Below are 16,410 nucleotides of genomic sequence, written 5' to 3' on the forward strand. Positions count from 1 at the left end.
CACGCAGCCCCAAGGCTCAATACGACGGATGAGGAACCGATCGCCGTTAACTAGGTCCATGAAAGACTACAAAACATGTCAGGAAGAGCCTAATGACTGCGATCAACCCCCAAGTGATTGAGCACAAGCCTTCATTCTGGAACCGCCCACGCCTGTTCATCGGCGCCTGTTTGGTGGTAGTTGCGGGCGTCGGCGGCGCCCTCTACACCCAGGACAGCGTCAAGGCTGCCGCACTGCTGGTAAACACTACCCAGCAACCGGCCACGCAAATCGTGGCCCACAAGGATTACCTCGAAGTGCAGCCGATTGCCGCCACGGCACCGGCCCCGGACCAAAGCCTGGAGCTGTGGGCGGTTCCGGCTGACGGTACGCCGGTGTCACTGGGCCTGTTGCCGGAAGACGGCAAAGGCATTATCGGCATCAACCCTCGCCAGCAGGCGTCGATCAGCAAGCCGGTGACACTGATGGTCAGCTCGGAAACCAAGGGCGGCTCGGTGAGCAAGCAGCCAACGGGGCCAACGGTGTATCAGGGGGCTTTGGCGATTCGCTGATTCTCCCACCCAACCGCAGATGCAAAAAAGGCGACCCTGAGGTCGCCTTTTTATTTGCCCGCGATTTAAGCCGCGCTGAACAACTTGTGCGGATCGATCACAAACTTCTTCGGCACGCCTGCATCGAACTCGCCGTACCCGCGTGGTGCGTCATCCAGGCTGATGACTTCCACACCGACGATATCGGCAATGTTGATACGGTCCCACATGATCGCCTGCATCAGCTGGCGGTTGTACTTCATCACTGGGGTTTGCCCGGTGTGGAAGCTGTGGGACTTGGCCCAGCCCAGGCCAAAACGAATGCTCAGGCTGCCCATTTTCGCGGCAGCATCCACGGCACCCGGGTCTTCGGTCACGTACAGGCCCGGGATACCGATTTTGCCAGCCACCCGCACCACGCCCATCAACGAGTTGAGTACGGTGGCCGGAGCCTCCGCCTTGGCCCCTTCATGGCCATGGCCACGCGCTTCGAAACCCACGGCATCGACGGCGCAATCCACTTCCGGTTCGCCCAGCAACGCAGCGATCTGTTCGTGCAGCGGGGTGTCTTTCGACAGGTCGGCAATTTCAAAACCCTGGGCCTTGGCGTGGGCCAGGCGGATCGGGTTGACGTCGCCGATGATGACCACTGCGGCGCCCAGCAGGCGAGCGGAGGCGGCAGCCGCCAGGCCCACCGGACCGGCACCGGCGATGTAGACCGTGCTGCCCGGGCCAACGCCCGCAGTGACTGCGCCGTGGTAGCCGGTGGGCAGGATGTCGGAGAGGCACGTCAGGTCGCGGATTTTCTCCATGGCCTTGTCGCGGTCCGGCAGTTTCAGCAGGTTGAAGTCGGCGTAAGGCACCAGCACGTATTCGGCCTGGCCGCCGGTCCAGTCGCCCATGTCCACATAGCCGTAGGCGCCACCGGCACGGGCCGGGTTGACGGTCAGGCACACGCCGGTGTGCTGCTCCTTGCAGGAACGGCAACGGCCGCACGCCACGTTGAACGGAACCGACACCAGGTCGCCGATTTTCAAGTTCTCGACGTCGCTGCCCTTCTCGATCACTTCGCCGGTGATTTCGTGGCCCAGGACCAGGCCGGTCTGGGCAGTGGTGCGGCCGCGCACCATGTGTTGGTCGGAGCCGCAGATGTTGGTGGAGACCACGCGCAGGATGACGCCGTGCTCAATCTTCCTGCCACGGGGGTCCTGCATTTTGGGATAGTCGATTTTCTGTACTTCGACCTTGCCGTTGCCGAGATACACGACACCACGATTACCAGACATGCTTTCACCTCGCTGTTGTTTTTATGGAACCGCGTTGCCCAGGCAGGCAGCGCGTTTAAGTGCTCGGGTACAGATGCTGTTTTGCGTTGTTAGTGATGGCCTCTTCGCGAGCAAGCCCGCTCCCACAGTTGACCGAGTTCTACTTTTGAAATGCGGTCGAATGTGGGAGCGGGCTTGCTCGCGAAGGCGTCCATCAGAGCACCACTGTCCGATTGGCGTTCAAAAACACCCGCCGCTCAATGTGATACCCCACGGCCCGTGCCAGGGTCAGGCCTTCGATATCCCGTCCCTTGGCAATCAAATCTTCCGGATAGTGACTGTGGTCCACCACCTCCACGCCCTGGGCGATGATCGGGCCTTCGTCCAAGTCGTTGTTGATGTAATGCGCGGTGGCGCCCACCAGTTTCACCCCCTTGTTGTAGGCTTGGTGATACGGCTTGGCGCCCTTGAAACCAGGCAGCAGGGAGTGGTGGATGTTGATGGCTTTACCATCGAGCTTGCGGCACAGCTCCGGCGACAGCACTTGCATGTAGCGCGCAAGAATCACCAGCTCGGCGCCGGACTCTTCGATCACCTGCCACACCTGGCGCTCTTGCGACGGCTTGTCGTTGGGGTCCAGGGGAAAGTGGTAATACGGAATCTCGTGCCAGTCGGCCAGAGGCTTGAGGTCCGGGTGGTTGGAGACCACGGCGACCACATCCATCGACAGTTGGCCGATGCGCTGGCGGTAGAGCAAATCGTTGAGGCAGTGATCGGCCTTGGAGACCATGATCACCACTTTCGGCCGGTAGTTCGGCGCGGTCAGTTCGAAGATCATGCCGAACGCTTCACCGCGAGTGGCCAGGCCATCGCGGAAAGCTTGCTCGTCAAAACCGTCAGGCTGGCGAAACTCCACGCGGATGAAGAAACGGCCCGAAAGCCGGTCATCAAACGAGTGGTGCTCAGTGACGTAGCAGCCCTGCTCGAACAGATAGCGGGTCACCGCGTCCACCGTGCCGAGCACGCTGGGGCAGTCGGCGGTCAAAATCCATGTATCGGGTACGCGGCTCATTATTCGTGACTCCTTGATCGTTCCCACGCTCTGCGTGGGAACGCCGCAATGGACGCTCTGCGTCCGCTCTTGGGACGCGGAGCGTCCCGGGATGCATTCCCACGCGGAGCGTGGGAACGATCAGGCCTGGACGCTTAAACCATACTCAGCCGCCGCATCCTGCAACCACAGCCACCAGTAATCCGAGAAGCTGCGACGAATCAGCAGCTCCCAGGTGTCTTCAGCGGTATGGCGAATCACCAGTTGCGACTTGGCGAACACCGTACCCACCGCCTTGCCCACCGGGAAGCTGTCGGGGTGCACGTCGTAGCTGGTGGACTTCATCAGCACATCCCGCACGTTGGGGCCGCTGAGTTCGAGGATCTGCTGGCCGCCGCTGACGTTGACGATCTGGATATGCAAATCACCCAGCGCCTCGCGCAAACTTTTCTCGGCGGCGAATTCTTCACCGCTCGGCACCACCAGCAGCCACTCATCCGGGCCGAGCCATTGCAGGCTGGTTTCACCCTTGACAATCACTGCCAGGGCGCCGGGCAATTCGATGCCCAGAGCCTTGTGCACGCCGGCGGCGAAGGCGGCGTCGTGGCCATCGCCACGAATGGTCAGGTGGCCGAGGAGTTTCTTTTCGCGCACGGTCACGCCGGCGTTCTTGCGACCCTTGCCTACCAGGCTGGCGAGGTCGGCATGGTGCAGCGACGACTCGGCCTTGGCTCCGGAGGTGGGGCGTTGCTGGTAAACATTGGCTGCTGTCATAAAGCACCTGTTTGAATTCTGTAGGTCTTGCGGTGACTGTTCTGGCCTCATCGCGGGCAAGCCCGGCTCCCACAGGGGAATGCATTCCAACTGTGGGAGCTGGCTTGCCTGCGATGCAGGCGACTCGGTCTGTCAGATGTTCTGGCGATCGCCTTTAGGGTCAAAGAACACCGAAGAAACAATCTCCGCCTCGATCACGCTGCCATCCGCCAACGGTGCAAACACCCGCTCGCCGATGCGTTTCAAGCCGCCCTTCACCACGCCCATGGCAAACGAATAGCCGAGGGAGTTGTGGGCATAACTGGAGGTGACGTGGCCGACCATCTTCATCGGAATCGTCTGCTTGGCGTCGAACACCAACTGCGCGCCTTCCGGCAGCCACACGTTCGGATCAATCGGCTTCAGGCCCACCAGTTGCTTGCGGTCTTCACGCACGCAATCTTCGCGATTCATCCCGCGCCAGCCGATCCACGAGAACGGTTTGGTGCGGCCTACACACCAGCCCATGTTCAGGTCGTCCGGGGTCATCGACCCGTCGGTATCCTGGCCGACGATGATGAAGCCCTTCTCGGCCCGCAGCACGTGCATGGTTTCGGTGCCGTATGGCGTCAGGTTGTACTTTTTGCCAGCCTCGACGATTTTCTCGAGCACGCCCATGGCGTAGTCGGCCTGCACGTTGACTTCGTACGACAGCTCACCGGTAAACGAAATCCGGAACACCCGCGCCGGCACGCCGCCCACCAGGCCTTCTTTCCAGGTCATGAACGGGAAGCCGTCCTTGTCCAGGTCGATGTCGGTGACTTCGCTCAACAGCTTACGGCTGTTGGGGCCGGACAAGGTCATGGTTGCCCAGTGGTCGGTGACCGAGGTGAAGTACACCTTGAGGTCTGGCCATTCGGTCTGCTGGTAGATTTCCAGCCACTGCAGTACGCGCGCTGCGCCGCCGGTGGTGGTGGTCATCAGGAAGTGGTTGTCGGCCAGACAAGCGGTGACGCCGTCGTCGAAGACCATGCCGTCCTCCTTGCACATCAGGCCGTAGCGGGCCTTGCCCACGTCGAGCTTGGTCCAGGCGTTGCTGTAGATGCGGTTGAGGAACTCGCGGGCATCCGGGCCCTGGATGTCGATCTTGCCGAGGGTGGACGCGTCCAGCAGGCCGACGCTGTCGCGCACGGCCAGGCATTCGCGTTTCACGGCGGCGTGCAGGTCTTCACCGTTGCGCGGGAAGTACCACGGGCGTTTCCACTGGCCGACGTCTTCAAACTCGGCGCCGTTTTTCACGTGCCAGGCTTGCAGCGCGGTGTAGCGCACCGGCTCGAAGATGTGCCCACAGTGGCGGCCCGCTACTGCGCCGAAGGTCACCGGCGTGTAGTTGGGGCGGAACATGGTGGTGCCCATCTGCGGGATGGTCACGTTCAGCGAACGGGCCGCGATGGCCAGGCCGTTGACGTTGCCGAGCTTGCCCTGGTCCGTGCCGAAGCCCAGTGCGGTGTAGCGTTTGACGTGCTCTACCGACTCGAAACCTTCACGGGTGGCGAGTTCGATGGCGGCCGCGGTGACGTCGTTTTGCAGGTCGACAAATTGCTTCGGCGCCCGTGCGGTAGCTTTCTCGTGAGGCACCTGGAACAGCGCCAGGGTCGGCTCTTCCAGACGGCTCAAGGCTTTGGGCAGCGTCCCTTCCACCGGCGCAAACCCGGCTTCGCTGGCGGCGCGCACGCCACCTTCAAAACCGTCAGCCAGGGAATCGCCGAGGCCATAGACGCCATTGATCCCACCGACGCACACGCGTTTCTGCGGTGCTTCGCCCGGCACAAAACCGAGGATGTCTTCACGCCAGGTCGGCTTGCCGCCCAGGTGCGAGGCTAGGTGAACCACCGGGCTGTAGCCGCCGGAACTGGCGACCAGGTCGCAGTCCAGCCATTCGCCGGGGCTGGTGACTTTGTGGGCTTTCACATCAATGGCCGCAACGCGGGCGCCAGTGACGTGCTTGCTGCCACGGGCTTCGATCACGGCGCTGCCGGTGAGGATGCGAATGCCTTTGGCGCGAGCTTCTTCAACCAGTGCGCCGCGTGGGTTATGACGCGCATCGGCCACTGCAACTACGGAAAGACCGGCGTCAAACCAGTCCAGCGCCACGCGGTAGGCGTGATCGTTGTTGGTCGACAGCACCAGCTTCTTGCCCGGTGCCACGCCGTAGCGACGCACATAAGTCGATACCGCACCCGCCAGCATGTTGCCCGGCACGTCGTTGTTGCCGTACACCAGTGGACGCTCGCAAGCACCGGTGGCCAACACGACGCGCTTGGCGCGAACACGGTGGATACGCTGACGCACCTGGCCGATCGGCGCACGGTCACCGAGGTGGTCGGTAAGGCGTTCGTGAATGGTCAGGAAGTTATGGTCGTGGTAACCGTTGACGGTGGCGCGAGGCAGCAGCACCACGTCCGGCAGGGATTTCAGTTCCGCAATAACACTGGCAACCCATTCAGCCGCCGGCTTGCCATCGAGGCTTTCGCGGGAATCCAGCAAGGAGCCGCCGAACTCTTCCTGTTCGTCCGCGATGATCACCCGGGCGCCACTGCGGGCAGCCGCCAAGGCAGCCGCCAGGCCGGCAGGGCCCGCGCCTACAATCAGCACGTCGCAATGACGGTTCATGTAGTCGTAGGTGTCCGGATCGTTCTCGGTCGGCGAGCGGCCTAAACCTGCAGCCTTACGGATGTACTTCTCGTAAGTCATCCAGAACGATTGCGGGTACATGAAGGTTTTGTAGTAGAAACCCGGCGGCATCAGCTTGCCGCCGACCTTGCCGAGAATGCCCATCATGTCGTTGTTCACGCTCGGCCAGCCGTTGGTGCTGGTGGCGACCAAACCCTGGTACAGCGCCTGTTGCGTGGCGCGCACGTTGGGGATTTGCGTGGCTTCGGTGGCGCCGATCTGCAGCACCGCGTTCGGCTCTTCGGCACCGGCGGCAAAGATGCCGCGCGGACGGGAATACTTGAAGCTGCGACCGATGATGTCGACGCCGTTGGCCAGCAGTGCGGCGGCCAGGGTATCGCCTTCAAAGCCTTTGTAGCTCTGACCATTGAAGGTGAAGCTCAGGGCTTTGTTACGGTCGATGCGGCCACCGTTGGACAGGCGATTGATCTGGCTCATACCTTCTCTCCAGAAGCCTTGGCGGTGAATTGCGGCTTGGTGCCAATCTTGTAGGTTTCAAGAATTTCGTAGGTCACGGTGTCGCGGGTCGCGTTGAAATACTGGCGGCAGCCGGCGGCGTGAATCCACAGTTCGTGATGCAGGCCGCGCGGGTTGTCGCGGAAGAACATGTAGTCGCCCCACTCCTCGTCGGTGCAGGTGTTCGGGTCCAGCGGGCGCGGGATGTGCGCTTGGCCGGACGCGTGGAATTCCTCTTCGGAGCGCAGTTCGCCACAGTGAGGACAGAAGATATGCAACATAGGGAATTTCTCCTGTTAGTGGGCGACGGCCGCAGCGCCGTGTTCGTCGATCAGCGCACCGTTGTGGAAACGGTCGATGGAGAATGGAGCTGCCAATGGGTGCATTTCACCCTTGGCGAGGCTTGCGGCAAACACGTTGCCTGAGCCTGGCGTGGCCTTGAAGCCACCGGTGCCCCAACCGCAGTTGAAGAACATGTTCGGGACCGGGGTCTTGGAGATGATCGGGCAGGCGTCCGGCGTGGTGTCGACGATGCCGCCCCACTGGCGGTTCATGCGCACGCGGGACAGCACCGGGAACATCTCGACGATGGCCTGGATGGTGTGTTCGATCACCGGGTACGAGCCGCGCTGGCCATAGCCGTTGTAGCCGTCGATACCGGCGCCGATCACCAGGTCGCCCTTGTCGGACTGGCTGATGTAACCGTGCACGGCGTTGGACATGATCACGCTGTCGATGATGGGTTTGATCGGCTCCGACACCAGTGCTTGCAGCGGGTGGGATTCGATCGGCAGGCGGAAGCCCGCCAGCGAAGCCATGTGGCCGGAGTTACCGGCGGTCACCACGCCGACGCGCTTGGCGCCGATGAAACCCTTGTTGGTTTCCACGCCGATGCACACGCCGTTTTCCTTGCGGAAACCGATGACTTCGGTCTGCTGGATCAGATCCACGCCCAGTGCGTCAGCGGCGCGGGCAAAGCCCCAGGCCACGGCATCGTGACGGGCCACGCCGCCGCGACGTTGCACGGTGGCGCCCATTACCGGGTAGCGGGTGTTTTTCGAGCAGTCGAGGTAAGGGATCTCGTCGGCCACTTGCTTGGCGTTGAGCAGTTCGCCGTCCACGCCGTTGAGGCGGTTGGCACTGACGCGACGCTCGGAATCACGGATGTCCTGCAGGGTGTGGCACAGGTTGTAGACGCCACGCTGGGAGAACATCACGTTGTAGTTCAGGTCCTGGGACAGACCTTCCCAGAGTTTCATCGCGTGTTCGTACAGGTGCGCCGACTCGTCCCACAGGTAGTTGGACCGCACGATGGTGGTGTTGCGCGCGGTGTTACCGCCGCCCAGCCAGCCTTTCTCGACCACGGCCACATTAGTGATGCCGTGTTCCTTGGCCAGGTAGTAAGCCGTCGCCAGACCATGCCCGCCGCCGCCGACGATGACCACGTCGTAGACCTTTTTAGGGGTCGGCGTGCGCCACATTTTCTGCCAGTTTTCGTGGTGGCTGAGTGAGTGCTTGAAGAGGCCGAAGCCCGAGTAGCGTTGCATAGTCATTACTCCAAAACCGCGCTCAGCGATAAACCGGGAAATCAGCGCACAGGGCGGCCACATGCTTGGCGACGTTGGCCTCCACATCGGCGTCGCCGAGGTTGTCGAGGATGTCGCAGATCCAGCCGGCCAGCTCCAGGCATTGGGTCACTTTGAAGCCACGCGTGGTCACCGCCGGCGTGCCGATACGCAGGCCCGAGGTCACGAAGGGCGACTGCGGGTCGTTAGGCACGGCATTCTTGTTGACGGTGATGTGGGCACGACCGAGGGCTGCGTCCGCGTCCTTACCGGTGAGGCCCTGACGGATCAGGCTGACCAGGAACAAGTGGTTATCGGTGCCGCCGGACACTACATCGTAGCCGCGCTTGATAAATACGCCGGCCATGGCTTGGGCGTTTTCGATCACTTGCTGTTGGTAAGCCTTGAAACCTGGCTCCTGGGCTTCCTTGAAGCACACCGCCTTGCCGGCGATCACGTGCATCAACGGGCCGCCCTGGGCGCCTGGGAATACCGCAGAGTTGAGTTTCTTTTCAATTTCTTCATTGGACTTCGCCAGGATCAACCCGCCACGTGGACCGCGCAGGGTCTTGTGGGTGGTGGTGGTGACCACATCGGCGTAGGGCAGCGGGTTCGGGTACAGACCGGCGGCCACCAGGCCGGCGACGTGGGCCATATCGACGAACAGCAGCGCACCGACCTTGTCGGCGATCTGGCGGAAGCGCGGAAAATCCAGGGTCTTGGAGTAGGCGGAGAAACCGGCCACGACCATCTTCGGCTTGTGCTCCACGGCCAGGCGCTCGACTTCGTCGTAGTCGATCAGGCCGGTGGCGGTGTCGATGCCGTATTGCACCGCGTTGTACAGCTTGCCCGAGGACGACACTTTGGCGCCGTGGGTCAGGTGGCCGCCGTGGGCCAGGCTCATGCCGAGGATGGTGTCACCGGCGTTCAGCAGCGCCAGGTACACCGCGCTGTTGGCGGACGAACCAGAGTGCGGCTGCACGTTGGCGTAATCGGCACCAAACAGCTGCTTGGCGCGTTCGATGGCGAGCACTTCGACCTTGTCTACGTGCTCGCAGCCGCCGTAGTAGCGCTTGCCCGGATAACCTTCGGCGTATTTGTTGGTGAGGCCGCTGCCCTGGGCTTCCATGACACGCTTGCTGGTGTAGTTCTCTGACGCGATCAGCTCGATATGATCTTCCTGGCGCTGCTCCTCGGCATTCATGGCCGCCAGCAGTGCATCGTCATAACCCTGGATCTGGTCTTGCTTGCTGAACATCGCGTCTCTCCCAGCGGCGGCGGTGCGCCAATCGTATTGTTGGGGCCGCCGCACGACGGAGGGGCCCTTTGATGCGATGGTAGGGCTGGCGCAGAGAGGTCAAATGCCTATGGACGCCACGCAAAGGTGCGTTTACGACATGGCCGGAACAACACAGAACAAATGTGGGAGCCAGCTCCCACAAGGGTTAGGCGATGATCTTTCGAAGGAGTAGCAGCAGCAAGAAATGCGCAGGATAAAGCGCATACGCCCAGCGCCGCATGGCCGGCGGCGACACCTGCCTGGCCTGTCGCAACAAGACCAATCCGCCCAGTGGCGCAATCAGGCATGTCGCCACTCCCAGCATCGCCACCAGCGTGCCGCTATTGAGCAGGATCTGCCATTGATTGGCAGCCAGGCACACCACACCCGGCAGCACGCTGAAATACCACGGCCGCCGAAACACCAGCAGCATCGCCAGCGGCAGCAGCACACCAAAAAACCCGAACATCAACTGCGCCGAAAACAACCCCGCCAAAACCAGTGCGATCAACGCCAATCCTCGATCAATGACCGCCTTCTGCTGCCATCCCCGGGCAACCAGCAACCCCAGCGCCAGGGTCGGCAGTACGTTGAGCGTATCGGCGTCGTCAATGAACATCCGGTACGGCACTTCGCTGATCACACTGAACAGCAGCAACCAGCCCAGATAGCGCCACTGCCCCGTCACCGGCGCGTCCTTGACCCGATGCAGATTCGCCGCAATCGCCAGGCAAAACCACGGGAACGCCAGGCGGCCCGGCACATACAGCCCGTCCAGGCTCAAACCGACATACCGCAGGTGGTCCAGCACCATACTCAGTAGCGCCAGCCACTTGAGCAGGTCCAGGGCGCCATCGCGGACGCGGCTTACAGGAACGCTTTCAGAACCGTGCATAATTCCCCAATGACTTTGCATTAACAGTGCGTGCGCCCGCCCGACAATCTTGGGTAAAGTGCGCACCAACATCGACCACAGGACTGGGCCATGACCGACAAGAGCCAACAATTCGCCAGCGACAACTATTCCGGCATCTGCCCGGAAGCCTGGGCCGCCATGGAACTCGCCAACCAGGGCCATCAACGCGCCTATGGCGATGATGAGTGGACCCACCGCGCCGCCGACGGTTTCCGCAAACTGTTCGAAACCGACTGCGAAGTGTTCTTCGCCTTCAACGGCACCGCGGCCAACTCCCTGGCGCTGTCCTCCTTGTGCCAGAGCTACCATAGCGTGATTTGCTCGGAAACCGCCCACGTCGAAACCGACGAATGCGGCGCGCCGGAGTTTTTCTCCAACGGTTCCAAGCTGCTCACCGCCCGCACTGAAAACGGCAAGCTGACCCCGGAGTCGATCCGCGAGATCGCCCTCAAGCGTCAGGACATCCACTACCCGAAACCCCGCGTCGTCACCCTGACCCAGGCCACCGAAGTCGGCAGCGTCTACACCCCGGAAGAAATCCGCGCCATCAGCGTCACCTGCAAGGAATTGGGGCTGAACCTGCACATGGACGGCGCCCGCTTCTCCAACGCCTGCGCATTCCTCGGCTGCTCGCCTGCCGACCTGACCTGGAAAGCCGGCGTCGACGTGCTGTGTTTTGGCGGTACCAAGAACGGCATGGCCGTGGGTGAAGCGATCCTGTTCTTCAACCACAAGCTGGCTGAAGACTTCGACTACCGCTGCAAACAGGCCGGGCAGCTTGCATCAAAGATGCGCTTTCTCTCCGCCCCGTGGGTGGGCCTGCTGGAAAACGACGCATGGCTCAAACACGCCCGCCACGCCAACCACTGCGCGCAATTGCTCAGCAGCCTGGTGGCGGATATTCCGGGTGTGGAGTTGATGTTCCCGGTGCAGGCCAACGGCGTGTTCCTGCAACTGTCGGAACCGGCGATTGCCGCGCTGACGGCCAAGGGCTGGCGCTTCTACACCTTCATCGGCAAGGGTGGCGCGCGGTTCATGTGTGCGTGGGATACCGAGGAAGAGCGCGTAAGAGAATTAGCCGCTGATATTCGGGAAGTGATGAGCGCCTGAAGTAGGCATCAGTCCCTCAGATAATGGCGAAAGGCCGAGACTGTTTTTTGATATTTCTGACAGCAACCAACTCCGCTTTCATTGACTAGCCTCTTGGAACCCGAAAGGAAAAGGCCGCCTTTCGGGACTAACCGCCAGCCGAACAGTCGGCCGGAAACGGAAATCCAGCAGAGGGCAATACCATGGAAGCACAACGCTACGGAAACAACCTGCTAGGCGAAGGCACTATCAGCACCACCGTCATCGACTGGGATGAATTCAGAAAATCCGCGAAAATCGGTGACACCATCAGCGAGCCGACGAGGACATTGCAGATCACTGACAAAGTTTATGAACTGACAGCATCAGGCCAGCACTTCGTCGTGCACATCTACGCCCAATAACCCTAACTGATCATTCCCACGCTATGCGTGGGAATGATCAGTGCAAGGAATTAGAACTCGATGCGCACATCACCCTTCGGCACGCTGCAGCACGACAGGATGTAACCCTCGGCTTCGTCTTCCTCGGTGATCCCGCCGTTGTGGTCCATCTCGACCTCCCCGCCCAGTTTCATCACCTTGCACGTCCCGCAAATCCCCATGCCGCAGGCTTTCGGAATCAGCAGGCCAAGCTTGGCCGCCGCTGCGTGTACGGTCTCGCCCGGTGCCACGCGGATGCTCTTGCCAGAGGCAATGAATTCCACCTGGTGCAGGTCCGCCAGGTCGATTTCCGGTGCGTCCGCTGCTTGTTCGGCTTGTTCCACCGCGTCGGCCCGGGCTTCCGGTGGCGTCGCGCCGAAGGATTCCTCGTGATAACGCGTCATGTCGAAGCCGGCAGCTTCCAGCAGGCGCTTCACCGCGTTCATATAAGGCGTCGGTCCGCAGCAGAAGACTTCCCGCTCCAGGAAGTCCGGCACCATCAGTTCGAGCATCTTGTGGTTCAGGTAACCGCGATAACCGGCCCAGGGCTCACCCAGGCCGTGTTTTTCGCAAATCAGGTGCAGGCTGAAGTTATCAATCCGCGACGCCATATGCTCCAGCTCGCGGTGGTAAATGATGTCTTTCGGCGAGCGGGCGCTGTGGATAAACGTCATGTCGACATTGGCGTTGGTGTCGTAGTACCAGCGCGCCATGGACATGACCGGCGTGATCCCGACGCCACCGCTCAGATACAGGACTTTCGGGTTGCTGAAGTCGATGGCGTTGAACAGACCCACCGGCCCGTGCACCGCCAGCTCCTGGCCTTCGTGCAGCGTGTCGTGCAGCCAGTTGGACACCTTGCCGCCCGGCACACGCTTGATGGTCACCGAAAAGCTGTAAGGCACCGACGGCGAGCTGGAAATAGTGTACGAACGCATGATCGGCTGGCCGTCGATTTCCAGCTCCAGGGTGACGAACTGCCCAGGCTTGAAAAAGAACAGGATCGGCTGGTCGGCCATAAAGCAGAAGGTGCGCACGTCCCAGGTTTCCTGGATGACTTTGACGCAACGGACGATGTGCCGACCATTGGCCCAGGTCTGGGTTGTTACCGGGTTCAGGAAGCTGTTGGACATGCTGTTCTCCATAGCCGTGTGATCGGCCTTATGGTGGCGATTCTGCGTAACGCGCGAATCACCCATTTACCTATCTGCGACATTCACATACTTATCGCGACCAGCCCCCATGCCACGGGGGTTGCGCGTCGGGAACAGAGTGGGCCATGTCGTTCATGGATAAGGTTCTGGCCGTTGTGGGGCCCACACTCGCTCCCAACAAAGACGCTTTCTTTACGCCTTGCTGCAAAACCTGATCAGCCACTATTCGCCGGCCACACAGAATGGCCATGAGGACACACACGATGGACGTCACCGCAACCTTAAGCTTGGGCGATCCGCTGGAACCCGCACGCAAGGCCACCGCGCAAATGCTGCAAGAGCGCGAGCGCACCTTTTCGCTGCCGCAGCCGTTTTACTCTGATGAGCGGCTGTTCGATATCGACATGCAGGAAATTTTCCAGAAAGAGTGGTTGATCGCCGGCATGACCTGCGAAATTCCCGCCAAAGGCAACTACATCACCCTGCAAGTGGGCAAGAACCCGATCATCGTGATCCGTGGCGCCGACGGCGTGGTGCATGCGTTCCATAACGTGTGCCGCCATCGCGGTTCGCGCTTGTGTACCAGCGACAAGGGCAAGGTCGCCAAGCTGGTGTGCCATTACCACCAGTGGACATACGAGCTGGACGGCCGCCTGCTGTTCGCCGGTACCGAAATGGGCGCCGACTTCGACATGAAGCAGTACGGTTTGAAGCCTGTGAACGTGAAGACCGCTGGTGGCTACATCTTTATCAGCCTGTCGGAGAACCCGCCGGCCATCGACGACTTCCTGTCGACCCTGAGCCACTACATGGAACCCTACGACATGGAAAACACCAAGGTGGCGATCCAGACCACCTTGTTTGAAAAAGCCAACTGGAAGCTGGTGCTGGAAAACAACCGCGAGTGCTACCACTGCAACGCGTCGCATCCGGAACTGTTGAAAACCCTGCTGGAATGGGACGACGTCACCGACCCGCGGGCCGACCAGGCCTTCAAGGACCACGTGGCCGCTTCCGCCGCCGCCTGGGATGCCGAGAAGATCCCTTACGCCCACGCCAGCTTCGGCCTGCGTAACCGCATCGTGCGCATGCCGCTGCTCAAGGGCACCGTGTCGATGACCCTCGACGGCAAGCAAGGCTGCAACAAGCTGATGGGCCGCATCAAGAACCCGGACCTGGGCTCGATGCGCATCCTGCACCTGCCTCACTCGTGGAACCACTGCATGGGCGACCACATCATCGTGTTCACCGTGTGGCCGATCAGTGCCCAGGAAACCATGGTTACCACCAAGTGGATCGTGCACAAGGACGCCGTGGAAGGTGTGGATTACGACGTCGAGCGCATGCGTAAAGTGTGGGACGCCACCAATGACCAGGACCGTCGCCTGGCCGAAGAGAACCAGCGCGGCATCAACTCCACCGCGTACCAGCCAGGGCCATACTCCAAGACTTATGAGTTTGGTGTGGTCAACTTTGTGGACTGGTACAGCGAGCGGATGCTGAGCAACCTGGGGGCGGCGCCAGCGCCGTATCTGAAAGGCGTCGCCGTACACGAGTAACCGCCCGACACGCCGCCGATCAAAATGTGGGAGCCGGGCTTGCCCGCGATAGCGATTTAACATTCAACCCCTCTGTTGGCTGTTACTCCGTCATCGCGGGCAAGCCCGGCTCCCACACTGGTTTGTGACTGTACAAAATTCATCCAACACCCCGACAGGCCGCTGCCCGCCTTACTTCCAGCCATTGCCCAACAACTTATCCACAAAGCCACCCACAGCAATTGTGGGCAACTGCGCTCTCCCGTCGAAATAAAACCAAGAAAATCCGTGACTTATTCAAAGGTACCGGTTTTATCCCACATTGATCGTTTTTTGACCTAAAGCCTGAAAGCCACGTCCTGCGTGGGCTACAGAGGAACGCAAACACCTTATCCACAGAAGCGCCAACAGACTTTGGGGGCAACTTTAGACCATCTGTGGAAAACCGGCTTAAACCGAGGAAAATCGCGGCTTTGAGAGCAGAACTCAGCCGGAATGGCGATATTGGTTACATTTTAACCAAAACACTGTAAGCCACGCGTTATATGGCCTACAGCGGATAGCGAACATCTTATCCACAGAAGCACCAACAGACTTTGGGGGCAACTCTATACTTGGCATTTTCCTTATCCACAGAAAAAACCAAGGAAAAACCGTCAGTTAGGTTGGTTGTTTTTCGTACAGCGAGCTGGAGGGCTTGATTTGCATGGGGTGTGGACAGCCGCGAACAGGTTATCCACAGGTGGGTTAACAGGGATTGTGGGTAAAGCCACAATCGCCGCAAAACAGTGTGGGAGCGGGCTTGCTCGCGAATACGGTGGGTCAGTCAATAGATGCGCCGACTGACACGCCGCCTTCGCGAGCAAGCCCGTTCCCACATTGGATTAGCGCACTACACCTTCTTCTATGAGCAACTTGAGAATGGCTTCCGCACCGGCCTCAGGGCTAACACCCTTAAGCACTTGCCCACCGCCGCCGCTGGCCTTGGCCGTGGCGGCCTTCATGCGGTCGGCGCCGCTCTTGGCCTTGATCACCTTGAGGCGCTTGGGTCGAGGCTTGGCGGGCTGCAACACAGCACCTGTGAATAACTCATCCTCCAGCACCTCAACGTCGTGGGCTTCCAGCACCCCGCGCTGAGCCGGGCCGTAGGCGCTTTGCCGAGGCTTGGGCGCGGCGTTATCCACCGTGGCCAGAAACGGCAGGCGCACCTTCAGGCGCCGCCGTTGGCCACGAGGCAAGGCTTGCAGCACATGGGCCACGCCGCCTTCGATGGATTCCACCTGGGCCAGGCCGACAATCAGCGGCCAACCCAGTTGTTCGGCCAGCAGGAACGGCAACATCCCCGAACCCTCACCGGTTTCCGCCTGGCTGCCGGTGAGCACCACCTGGGCGCCCGCGTCCCGCAGATAGTCGCCGAGCACCGGCAAGACGTCCGCCCCGGCCGGTTGTTCAAGCACGTGCAACTGCGGCAACCCCATGCCCAGGTAAGCGCGCAGGGTGGGTTCAGCGATGTCGCCGGCGTGCAGCACCTGGAGGTTATCCCCAGCCAGTTGCAGGCCCAGTTCCACAGCGCGCGCATCTTGCTCGGCGCGGCGTGGGCGGCCTGAAGTCGGGTGGGCGCCGATGGACACCAGGCTGATTACATTCGTCGTCATGGCC

14 protein-coding genes are annotated in these 16,410 nt (G+C 61.0%); 4 read left to right on the forward strand and 10 right to left on the reverse strand.

What is annotated here, in order from left to right; genetic code table 11:
• The first annotated feature begins 92 nt into the window (after positions 1-92).
• Complete coding sequence (locus JFU58_RS21680) at positions 93-551, forward strand: anti-sigma factor domain-containing protein (protein WP_063026662.1); 459 nt, start codon at positions 93-95, stop codon at positions 549-551.
• 65 nt (positions 552-616) lie between these two features.
• Here the strand turns inward: JFU58_RS21680 and fdhA are convergent, their stop codons facing one another.
• From fdhA to JFU58_RS21720, 8 genes are all read right to left on the reverse strand, one after another.
• Positions 617-1,816, reverse strand: a complete 1,200-nt coding sequence (gene fdhA, locus JFU58_RS21685; protein ID WP_003209194.1) for a formaldehyde dehydrogenase, glutathione-independent — start codon at positions 1,814-1,816, stop codon at positions 617-619.
• A gap of 193 nt (positions 1,817-2,009) precedes the next feature.
• Positions 2,010-2,867, reverse strand: coding sequence for a formyltetrahydrofolate deformylase (gene purU, locus JFU58_RS21690; protein WP_201142219.1), 858 nt, complete (start codon positions 2,865-2,867; stop codon positions 2,010-2,012).
• A gap of 120 nt (positions 2,868-2,987) precedes the next feature.
• Complete coding sequence (locus JFU58_RS21695) at positions 2,988-3,620, reverse strand: sarcosine oxidase subunit gamma (protein WP_093204277.1); 633 nt, start codon at positions 3,618-3,620, stop codon at positions 2,988-2,990.
• A gap of 132 nt (positions 3,621-3,752) precedes the next feature.
• Entirely contained in the window at positions 3,753-6,770 is a 3,018-nt protein-coding gene (locus tag JFU58_RS21700) for a sarcosine oxidase subunit alpha (protein WP_017476420.1), read from the reverse strand.
• Positions 6,767-7,069: a sarcosine oxidase subunit delta gene (locus JFU58_RS21705; RefSeq protein ID WP_003209187.1), complete on the reverse strand. Its 303-nt coding sequence runs from the start codon at positions 7,067-7,069 to the stop codon at positions 6,767-6,769. The genes JFU58_RS21700 and JFU58_RS21705 overlap by 4 nt, the downstream gene beginning before the upstream one ends.
• A 15-nt stretch (positions 7,070-7,084) precedes the next feature.
• Positions 7,085-8,335, reverse strand: a complete 1,251-nt coding sequence (locus tag JFU58_RS21710; RefSeq protein ID WP_003209185.1) for a sarcosine oxidase subunit beta — start codon at positions 8,333-8,335, stop codon at positions 7,085-7,087.
• A gap of 22 nt (positions 8,336-8,357) precedes the next feature.
• Positions 8,358-9,611 (reverse strand): serine hydroxymethyltransferase, encoded by a 1,254-nt coding sequence (gene glyA / locus JFU58_RS21715; protein WP_063026656.1) that lies wholly within the window; start codon positions 9,609-9,611, stop codon positions 8,358-8,360.
• Between the two features lie 187 nt (positions 9,612-9,798).
• A complete protein-coding gene (locus JFU58_RS21720; protein WP_201142221.1) occupies positions 9,799-10,527 on the reverse strand; it encodes a TraX family protein in 729 nt (242 codons plus the stop codon).
• 90 nt (positions 10,528-10,617) lie between these two features.
• Here JFU58_RS21720 and JFU58_RS21725 point away from each other — a divergent pair, with 90 nt between their 5' ends.
• Positions 10,618-11,658: a threonine aldolase family protein gene (locus tag JFU58_RS21725; RefSeq protein WP_010167499.1), complete on the forward strand. Its 1,041-nt coding sequence runs from the start codon at positions 10,618-10,620 to the stop codon at positions 11,656-11,658.
• 182 nt (positions 11,659-11,840) lie between these two features.
• Positions 11,841-12,041, forward strand: a complete 201-nt coding sequence (locus JFU58_RS21730) for a hypothetical protein (protein ID WP_063026652.1) — start codon at positions 11,841-11,843, stop codon at positions 12,039-12,041.
• 50 nt (positions 12,042-12,091) lie between these two features.
• On the opposite strand, the gene gbcB is transcribed toward JFU58_RS21730, so the two are convergent.
• Positions 12,092-13,192, reverse strand: coding sequence for a glycine-betaine demethylase subunit GbcB (gbcB, locus tag JFU58_RS21735; protein WP_048722255.1), 1,101 nt, complete (start codon positions 13,190-13,192; stop codon positions 12,092-12,094).
• A gap of 284 nt (positions 13,193-13,476) precedes the next feature.
• On the opposite strand from gbcB, the gene gbcA reads away from it, so the two are divergent.
• A complete protein-coding gene (gene gbcA / locus JFU58_RS21740; RefSeq protein WP_003216945.1) occupies positions 13,477-14,772 on the forward strand; it encodes a glycine-betaine demethylase subunit GbcA in 1,296 nt (431 codons plus the stop codon).
• Between the two features lie 863 nt (positions 14,773-15,635).
• Here the strand turns inward: gbcA and etfB are convergent.
• Complete coding sequence (gene etfB / locus JFU58_RS21745) at positions 15,636-16,406, reverse strand: electron transfer flavoprotein subunit beta (protein WP_177070844.1); 771 nt, start codon at positions 16,404-16,406, stop codon at positions 15,636-15,638.
• Positions 16,407-16,410 lie beyond the last annotated feature (4 nt).

The sequence above is a fragment of the Pseudomonas sp. TH34 genome, assembly GCF_016650865.1.
Taxonomy (GTDB): domain Bacteria; phylum Pseudomonadota; class Gammaproteobacteria; order Pseudomonadales; family Pseudomonadaceae; genus Aquipseudomonas; species Aquipseudomonas yamanorum.

What these genes read in the sequence shown, in the direction of transcription:
- gbcA (WP_003216945.1), top strand. Translation starts at nt 13,477, where the DNA reads ATGGACGTCACCGCAACCTTAAGCTTGGGCGATCCGCTGGAACCCGCA.
- JFU58_RS21720 (WP_201142221.1), bottom strand. Translation starts at nt 10,527, where the DNA reads ATGCACGGTTCTGAAAGCGTTCCTGTAAGCCGCGTCCGCGATGGCGCC.
- JFU58_RS21705 (WP_003209187.1), bottom strand. Translation starts at nt 7,069, where the DNA reads ATGTTGCATATCTTCTGTCCTCACTGTGGCGAACTGCGCTCCGAAGAG.
- JFU58_RS21700 (WP_017476420.1), bottom strand. Translation starts at nt 6,770, where the DNA reads ATGAGCCAGATCAATCGCCTGTCCAACGGTGGCCGCATCGACCGTAAC.
- JFU58_RS21695 (WP_093204277.1), bottom strand. Translation starts at nt 3,620, where the DNA reads ATGACAGCAGCCAATGTTTACCAGCAACGCCCCACCTCCGGAGCCAAG.
- JFU58_RS21730 (WP_063026652.1), top strand. Translation starts at nt 11,841, where the DNA reads ATGGAAGCACAACGCTACGGAAACAACCTGCTAGGCGAAGGCACTATC.
- glyA (WP_063026656.1), bottom strand. Translation starts at nt 9,611, where the DNA reads ATGTTCAGCAAGCAAGACCAGATCCAGGGTTATGACGATGCACTGCTG.
- JFU58_RS21725 (WP_010167499.1), top strand. Translation starts at nt 10,618, where the DNA reads ATGACCGACAAGAGCCAACAATTCGCCAGCGACAACTATTCCGGCATC.
- purU (WP_201142219.1), bottom strand. Translation starts at nt 2,867, where the DNA reads ATGAGCCGCGTACCCGATACATGGATTTTGACCGCCGACTGCCCCAGC.
- gbcB (WP_048722255.1), bottom strand. Translation starts at nt 13,192, where the DNA reads ATGTCCAACAGCTTCCTGAACCCGGTAACAACCCAGACCTGGGCCAAT.
- etfB (WP_177070844.1), bottom strand. Translation starts at nt 16,406, where the DNA reads ATGACGACGAATGTAATCAGCCTGGTGTCCATCGGCGCCCACCCGACT.
- fdhA (WP_003209194.1), bottom strand. Translation starts at nt 1,816, where the DNA reads ATGTCTGGTAATCGTGGTGTCGTGTATCTCGGCAACGGCAAGGTCGAA.
- JFU58_RS21710 (WP_003209185.1), bottom strand. Translation starts at nt 8,335, where the DNA reads ATGCAACGCTACTCGGGCTTCGGCCTCTTCAAGCACTCACTCAGCCAC.
- JFU58_RS21680 (WP_063026662.1), top strand. Translation starts at nt 93, where the DNA reads ATGACTGCGATCAACCCCCAAGTGATTGAGCACAAGCCTTCATTCTGG.